We start from the raw sequence: 7,433 nt of genomic DNA, 5'->3' as shown, positions 1-7,433 counted from the left end.
CCGTCTTCAGTACTAAAGCCTCTTGTTAATCATGTGATTTTCAAGCGGCTTTTTTTATTCACAATAATTATCTTTACGGTATTTGCACGGCTAGAAATTTGAATCTCTTTTTTGCCATTGTAAAGGAATTGAAAATTAGTAAGACTTCACCTGTTAAGTTTTGAAAAAATACGTATTATAAATGTAGCTTTTTATGACAAATGTCAGTTACTGTAATTTTGATATTTTATATTTTTGTGTTAGAAACGGAAGTAGATCATTTTAATTAGTATGACTTCTTATCTTGGTTGGTTCGATTTGTATACACTGCAGTCTGCTTCTGTTTTTTTTATTTTACATCTTAGCTATATTACTCTTAAACGTGCTTACTACTATATGCACAGAAACACATTTTAAAGGAATTTATTGGGTTATTCTATTTGTTTAGTAGTAAGTGCCTTTGGAGATGTTGTTTTTAGAACTACTAAAATTAATTAATTTAACCACTTGTAAACGAATATGGTATGTGTCTTATTTGCAGAATTTGCAGTTAAAAAAAGAGGCGCTCTCTTACCAACCAACAGCAGGAGCAACCTCTCTTTAATATTCAGTCTTCATAGTTAGTCCAATGATTAACCACGTCAATAAATATCTGTGCAAATTAAGAACAAAAAAATTTACTTATGTAACAACTGTTACATAAGTAAATAGCAAAAAACTATTGCAATAATATATGTAATTATCTATTTTCGAGCATTATAGTTCTAGTGGTGAAGACAGTTACTTATGGCGTTCATTTTATTGCTCACAGATTGAATGAAATTAATAATTTTAAGATAATAATTTGGTTTCGTGCGATAATTAAGATTTATTAATAAAAAAACCACCTAATAGGTGGTTTTTATAAATTGTAAAAAAAACTAATCTAAATTAGATACCAGTTTTTAATTTATCTGCTTCTTTTTTAACTGCATCAGTAGCGTTATCTGCAGCATCACCAGCTTTTGCTTTTACATTGTCAACCGCATCACCTGCAGCGTCGACAGCATCACCTGCTTTTGCTTTTATATTGTCAACGGCATCACCTGCAGCGTTAACAGCACCATCAACCGCATCACCTGCTTTATCTGCAGCATCACTAGCGGCATCAACAGCAGAATCTACAGCATCACCTGCTTTATCTGCGGCATCACTAGCAGCATCAACAGCAGAATCTACAGCGTCACCAGCAGCATCAGCAGCGTTTTCAACGGCGTCACCAGCAGCATCAGCAGCGTTTTCAATAGCGTCTCCTACGGACTCACTTTTTTTTGTATCTCTACAAGACGTGAAACTTAACGCCAACAATAAGATTGAACTTAATAATAAATTTTTCATCGGTTTTTGTTTTAGTGTTTATTTTTTGTTTTACCCAATTTAATGACTTTTTATTAGAATTACTACTTTTTTGAAATTTATAGCTAAAAATGCACCTATTTACCTAGGTAATTTAGTATTTGGATTACAGCTCCTCGATTTTTTTTGATATACTCTACATTTTTAGACCCACATTTTATCCTAAAGTCACTATTACAAATAAATTTGTTTAAAATTGAATTAAAATTATTTTTTGTAGAAATAGAAAACATACCGCCATTATCAATAAGTGCTTGAGCTTCATGGAATTTAATATGGTTATTACCAATAATTATTGGAATACCAAAAACTGCTGGTTCAAGTGTGTTATGTAATCCAGTATGTCCCATTGCTCCTCCTACATAAGCGATGTCTGCATAACTGTAAATTTTTGAAAGAATTCCTACGGTATCAATTATATAGACTTGTGAATTAGTTAAATCTTGACTCTTTTTCTCAGAAAACAAAACAGTTTTTGAATTAATTCGTTCTTGCAAGTTTTTAATGCGTTCAGGTTTAATATCATGTGGAGCAATTATAAATTTTACATGTCTTGAGGCTTCAGAATTGATGAAATTTATAAATAAAGATTCTCCTTCGGGCCATGTACTACCTGCAACAACACAAAGTTGATTGTTTTTAAATTCTTCAATAAAATTTAAGGTATTGTCTATTTCTAATTGACTATAAACTCTATCAAAACGTGTGTCGCCGCTTACTGTAACTGCTTGGTAATGGATACTTTTAAGGAGTGTTTTAGAATCTTCGTTTTGAGTAAAAATATGTTCAAAAGCAAATAATGCGTTTTTAAAAAGTTTCCCGTAAGCCTTAAAATAAATATGATTTTTTCTAAATGCAGCAGAAATTAATATAGCACGAAGGTGCCTTCGTTTTAATTCATTTAAAAAATTGGGCCAAATATCATACTTTACAAAAATGGTAAGTTCAGGATTTACCAAATCTAAAAAACGTTTAGAATTGGTCTTAGTATCTAAAGGGAGATAGATAACGATATCTGCAATTGGAGTGTTTTTTCGAATGTCATATCCTGAAGGCGAGAAAAAACTAAGAATAATTTTATGATCTTTATATTGATGTCTCAGTTTGGTAAAAACAGGAAGCCCCTGTTCGTATTCACCTAATGATGCACAATGAAACCAAAGTGTTTTGTCATTTTTATTTAAATTATTTTTTAAAATCGTAAAAGTTGCTTTTCTGCCAACAACACCTTTTTTTAACTTGTCATTAAACAAAGCTCCAAATTTTAAACCAAAATTTGCAAGATATATTCCTATGTTATAAATAAAACGCAATATTCTTTCTTTTAATGCTAAAATACATTTCTTTGAAATAAATTCATTGGTTAGCGTCAATCATTTTTGTAATTTTACTACTTGTTAATCCATAAAAGATTGGCATTAAAATGAGTCTTTATTATTACTTAAAATATCGACTACAATTTTTTTTAAATGAAAAAAATTCAAATGGTTGACCTTAAAGGTCAGTATAATGATATAAAAGATATCGTTAACCCTTCTATCCAAGAGGTAATTGAAAACACTACATTTATAAACGGCCCTAAGGTTCATGAGTTTCAAAAGAACCTAGAGTCCTATTTAGGGGTGAAAAATGTTATTCCATGTGCAAATGGAACTGACGCATTGCAGATAGCAATGATGGGTTTAGGCTTAAAGCCAGGGGATGAGGTTATTACTACCGATTTTACTTTTGCAGCAACTGTTGAGGTTATTGCTTTATTGCAATTAACACCCGTTTTAGTGGATGTTAATGATGATGATTTCAACATCAATATTGAAGCTATAAAAAGAGCTATTACCTCAAAAACAAAAGCCATCGTGCCAGTTCATTTATTTGGGCAATGTGCCAATATGGAGGCTATAATGGAAATAGCACAAGAACATGATTTCTTTGTAATTGAAGATAATGCACAAGCTATTGGTGCGAATTATACATATAGTAACGGAACTAAAGTGAAAGCAGGAACTATTGGACATGTTGGTGCGACGTCGTTTTTCCCATCTAAAAATTTAGGTTGTTATGGTGATGGTGGAGCTATTTTTACAAATGATGATAATTTAGCACACACGATTCGAGGTATTGTAAATCATGGAATGTATGAGCGTTACCATCATGATGTGGTAGGAGTGAACTCAAGGCTTGACAGTATACAGGCAGCAGTATTAGATGCTAAATTACCACGCTTAGATAATTATAATAAATCAAGACAAAGTGCTGCGAAAAAGTACAGTAAAGCTTTAGAGGGCATCGAAAGTATTATAACGCCGAAAACAGTTAGTAAAAGTTGTGAAGGTATCTGTGATACCTGTGATTGCCATGTATTTCATCAATATACGCTTAGAATAAAGGGAGTAGATAGAGATGCTTTGGTAAAACACTTAAATGATAAAGGAATTCCTTGTGGTGTATATTATCCAATTCCGCTTCACAGGCAAAAAGCATATTTGGACGAAAGATATAAGGAATCTGATTTTGAAGTAACGAATCAACTCGTAAAAGATGTTATTTCATTACCAATGCACACCGAATTAGATGACGAACAGATGGAATTTATTACATCAACAATTATAAAATTTATAAATGGATAAAATATTAGTTACAGGCGGATTGGGCTTTATTGGTTCGCACACAGTTGTAGAATTACAAAATGAAGGTTATGAGGTTGTTATTATTGATGATTTATCAAACTCATCACTAAACGTACGAGATGGTATTACGGCTATAACGGGTAAAACACCAATTTTTGAAAAGCTAGATTTAAAAGATAAAGCGGGTGTTGAAGCATTTTTTGCTAAACACAAAGATATAAAAGGGGTGATACATTTTGCAGCTAGTAAAGCTGTGGGAGAAAGTGTAAAAGAACCTTTACTCTATTATGAAAACAATATTGGTACTTTAGTTTATATTCTTAAAGAATTGAAAAAGTTGCCATCAGCAGCATTTATATTTAGTTCGTCTTGTACGGTTTACGGACAAGCAGATGAGTTGCCTATTACAGAAAACGCTCCTGTAAAGCAAGCGGAATCACCTTACGGAAATACAAAGCAAATTGGCGAAGAAATTATTCAGGATACCTGTAAAGTATCTCCTAATCTAAAAGCGATTGCATTACGTTATTTTAACCCAGTTGGCGCACATGAGTCTGTTGAAATAGGTGAATTACCAATTGGTGTGCCTCAAAATTTAGTGCCATTTATAACACAAACAGCTATAGGGCTGCGCCAAGAATTATCGGTTTTTGGAGACGATTACCCAACGCCAGACGGCACGTGTATTAGAGATTACATTCATGTGGTAGATTTGGCTAATGCTCATGTTATTGCATTGGGACGATTACTACAGAACAAAAATAAAGCGAACTTTGAAACTTTTAACCTGGGCACGGGAAAAGGAAGTTCTGTGTTAGAAGTTATTAAATCTTTTGAGAAAGTTTCAGAAAAAAAATTAAACTACAAAATTGTTGATAGAAGAGATGGTGATATTATTTCGGCCTACGCTGATACTAATAAAGCTAATGATGATTTAGGTTGGAAAACAAAATTATCTCTTGATGATGCTATGAGGTCTGCTTGGAAGTGGGAGCAGAAAGTTAGAGCTAAAGATTAAGTCTATTTTGAATTTAAAAAAAGGTCGCTAAATTAAAATAGCGACCTTTTTTTATTCATTAGTTTTCTTTTTCTTAAAACTCATAAATATGAGTATAATCATTCCTGTAGTTACTGATAAATCTGCGAGATTAAAAATACCCGTTCTAAAAACACCGCCAAGATCTATAAATAAGAAATCGGTAACTTTTCCAAAGGCTATTCTATCAAAAACATTCGCTATACCACCTCCAATAATACTTGCAAAAGCGAAAAGTGACCAATTGTCTAGTGATTTGTCTTTGAATATATGACGAAGTACAAAGCCTAAAACAAGTATTGGTAAAATGAGTAATAAAATGATTCTAAGCGTTTCATTTAATTCACTTCCCATGCCAAGAAAAGCACCAGTATTTTCAACATTCATCATAATAAAAGCATCACCAATTACAGGGATGCGTTCACCAGGATTAATTTCTGTTCTTAATGTTATATGCTCTCTAACTATAACTTTAGAAATCTGATCAATTGCTATCGTTAAAACAATAACTAATATAATGTAGATGGAGCGTTTGTTTAGCTTCATTTAACTATTGATTTCAAAAGTTGCAGAAGCAGTTTCAGATGCTCTATTAATTTTTTTTACTAAGCCTTGTAACACTTTCCCAGGGCCCACTTCAGTAAATAATGTAGCACCATCAGCAATCATTTGTTGAACCGATTGTGACCAACGGACAGGAGCTGTTAATTGTGAAATAAGATTTGCTTTTATAGAGGATTCATCAATGACAGCGTTTGCTGTTACATTTTGGTAAATTGGGCAGTTTGGCTTACTAAAGGTTGTGTTTTCAATCGCTGCGGCAAGTTGTTCACGAGCAGGTTCCATTAAAGGTGAATGAAAGGCACCACCAACAGGTAAAACCAAAGCTCTTCGTGCGCCTTCTTCTTTTAATGTTTCACAAGCTTTGTTAATGGCTTCAATTTCACCAGAAATCACTAATTGTCCCGGGCAATTATAATTTGCTGCAACCACGATGCCTTCAGTCGTGGCACATATTTTTTCAACAATAGCATCATCTAACCCTAAGACTGCAGCCATGGTGCTCGGTTGTAATTCACAAGCTTTTTGCATAGCGATAGCACGTTGCGAAACTAATTTCAAGCCGTCTTCAAAGTTTAAAGTGCCATTGGCTACTAATGCTGAAAATTCTCCTAGCGAATGTCCTGCAACCATACCTGGTATAAACGTATCACCTAATGTTTTGGCTAAAATTACTGAATGTAAAAATATGGCAGGTTGTGTTACCTTGGTTTCTTTTAAGTCTTCAGCAGAACCTTCAAACATCGTATCTGTGATATTGAAACCTAAAATATCATTGGCTTGTTCAAATAATTCTTGTGCTAAAGGTGAATTTTCATATAAATCTAAACCCATTCCTGAAAATTGAGCTCCCTGACCTGGAAATATGTATGCGTTCATGTTCGTTCATTTTTTGTGCTGCAAAAATAGCAATAAAATTACAACTATAAGTTATTAGTAGCTGCTTCAGCACAACGCTCTCCATCCATGGCTGCTGATACTATACCGCCAGCATAACCGCCGCCTTCACCACAAGGATATAAGTTAGAAATTTGAGTATGTTGTAATTGTTCATTTCTTGGAATAGAAACGGGCGATGAGGTTCTAGATTCTACACCAACAACATTAGCTTCTTCCGTATAATATCCTTTCATTTTTCTGCCAAAGGCTTCAAATCCTTTTCTTAGCCTACCACCAATAAATTTTGGCAATAAAGAATGTAAAGGTGCAGATTTTAGTCCAGGTTGATAAGAGGTGTCGTTTAAATCATTTGATAATTTACCTTCAACAAAATCTGTTAAACGTTGTGCAGGTGCCGTCTGACTTCTGCCGCCAGCTGTGAAAGCTAATCGTTCTAGGTTTTTTTGATATTCTAATCCTTTTAATGCTCCAAACTGTTTGTATTTATGTAAGTCCGTATCTGCATTAATTTCTACTACAATTCCCGAATTGGCATATAAATTATTTCGCTTAGAAGGCGACATGCCATTTACAACTACTTCGCCGTTGGCTGTAGCTGCAGGTACAATAAAACCACCAGGACACATGCAAAATGAATACACACCACGTTCGTTTACTTGTTGTACTAAACCATAAGAAGCTGCTGGCAATGATTCATGACGTTCATCAGAACAATGATATTGAATAGAATCTATAATATGTTGCGGATGTTCTACCCGAACGCCCATAGCAAAAGATTTAGCTTCTAATGCAATTTGTTTTTCATGAAGTAGATAAAAAATATCTCGTGCTGAATGCCCTGTTGCTAGAATTAATTTGTCTACCGTTATTTCTTCTTCATTTTTAAGTTGAATCGCTTTAATTTCATTGTTCTTTATAATGAAATCGGTAACACG

The 7,433-nt window shown here is 33.5% G+C and carries 7 protein-coding genes; 2 read left to right on the top strand and 5 right to left on the bottom strand.

Annotated elements, in window-relative coordinates; all coding sequences use genetic code 11:
- Positions 1 to 909 precede the first annotated feature (909 nt).
- Together QZ260_RS09815 and QZ260_RS09810 are read right to left on the bottom strand one after the other, a co-directional pair.
- Positions 910 to 1,356 carry a hypothetical protein gene (locus QZ260_RS09815; RefSeq protein WP_295985608.1) on the bottom strand — a complete coding sequence of 149 codons (447 nt, stop codon included), beginning with the start codon at positions 1,354 to 1,356 and terminating at the stop codon, positions 910 to 912.
- Between the two features lie 95 nt (positions 1,357 to 1,451).
- On the bottom strand, positions 1,452 to 2,747 hold the full coding sequence (locus QZ260_RS09810; protein ID WP_365969507.1) for a glycosyltransferase N-terminal domain-containing protein: 1,296 nt from the start codon (positions 2,745 to 2,747) through the stop codon (positions 1,452 to 1,454).
- A gap of 96 nt (positions 2,748 to 2,843) precedes the next feature.
- Between QZ260_RS09810 and QZ260_RS09805 the strand changes: the two genes are divergently transcribed.
- Positions 2,844 to 4,001, top strand: coding sequence for a DegT/DnrJ/EryC1/StrS family aminotransferase (locus QZ260_RS09805; protein ID WP_295985607.1), 1,158 nt, complete (start codon positions 2,844 to 2,846; stop codon positions 3,999 to 4,001).
- The gene (gene galE, locus QZ260_RS09800) at positions 3,994 to 5,019 is read left to right on the top strand and encodes a UDP-glucose 4-epimerase GalE (protein WP_295985605.1); all 1,026 of its coding nucleotides are present in this window, start codon (positions 3,994 to 3,996) and stop codon (positions 5,017 to 5,019) included. The genes QZ260_RS09805 and galE overlap by 8 nt, the downstream gene beginning before the upstream one ends.
- Positions 5,020 to 5,070: 51 nt before the next feature.
- Here the strand turns inward: galE and lspA are convergent, their stop codons facing one another.
- The 3 genes from lspA to QZ260_RS09785 form a co-directional block, all read right to left on the bottom strand.
- Complete coding sequence (gene lspA, locus QZ260_RS09795) at positions 5,071 to 5,583, bottom strand: signal peptidase II (RefSeq protein WP_295985604.1); 513 nt, start codon at positions 5,581 to 5,583, stop codon at positions 5,071 to 5,073.
- Positions 5,584 to 6,477: an ACP S-malonyltransferase gene (fabD, locus tag QZ260_RS09790; RefSeq protein ID WP_295985602.1), complete on the bottom strand. Its 894-nt coding sequence runs from the start codon at positions 6,475 to 6,477 to the stop codon at positions 5,584 to 5,586.
- Between the two features lie 44 nt (positions 6,478 to 6,521).
- On the bottom strand, positions 6,522 to 7,433 hold a 912-nt coding region (locus tag QZ260_RS09785), incomplete at its 5' end, for an FAD-dependent protein (protein ID WP_365969504.1).

The sequence above is a fragment of the uncultured Algibacter sp. genome (assembly GCF_905480415.1).
Classification (GTDB): domain Bacteria; phylum Bacteroidota; class Bacteroidia; order Flavobacteriales; family Flavobacteriaceae; genus Algibacter_B.
Note: the sequence above shows the minus strand (reverse complement) of the source record. Positions and strands in the feature narration are given on the sequence as shown.

What these genes read in the sequence shown, in the direction of transcription:
- QZ260_RS09815 (WP_295985608.1), bottom strand. Translation starts at nt 1,356, where the DNA reads ATGAAAAATTTATTATTAAGTTCAATCTTATTGTTGGCGTTAAGTTTC.
- QZ260_RS09805 (WP_295985607.1), top strand. Translation starts at nt 2,844, where the DNA reads ATGAAAAAAATTCAAATGGTTGACCTTAAAGGTCAGTATAATGATATA.
- galE (WP_295985605.1), top strand. Translation starts at nt 3,994, where the DNA reads ATGGATAAAATATTAGTTACAGGCGGATTGGGCTTTATTGGTTCGCAC.
- lspA (WP_295985604.1), bottom strand. Translation starts at nt 5,583, where the DNA reads ATGAAGCTAAACAAACGCTCCATCTACATTATATTAGTTATTGTTTTA.
- fabD (WP_295985602.1), bottom strand. Translation starts at nt 6,477, where the DNA reads ATGAACGCATACATATTTCCAGGTCAGGGAGCTCAATTTTCAGGAATG.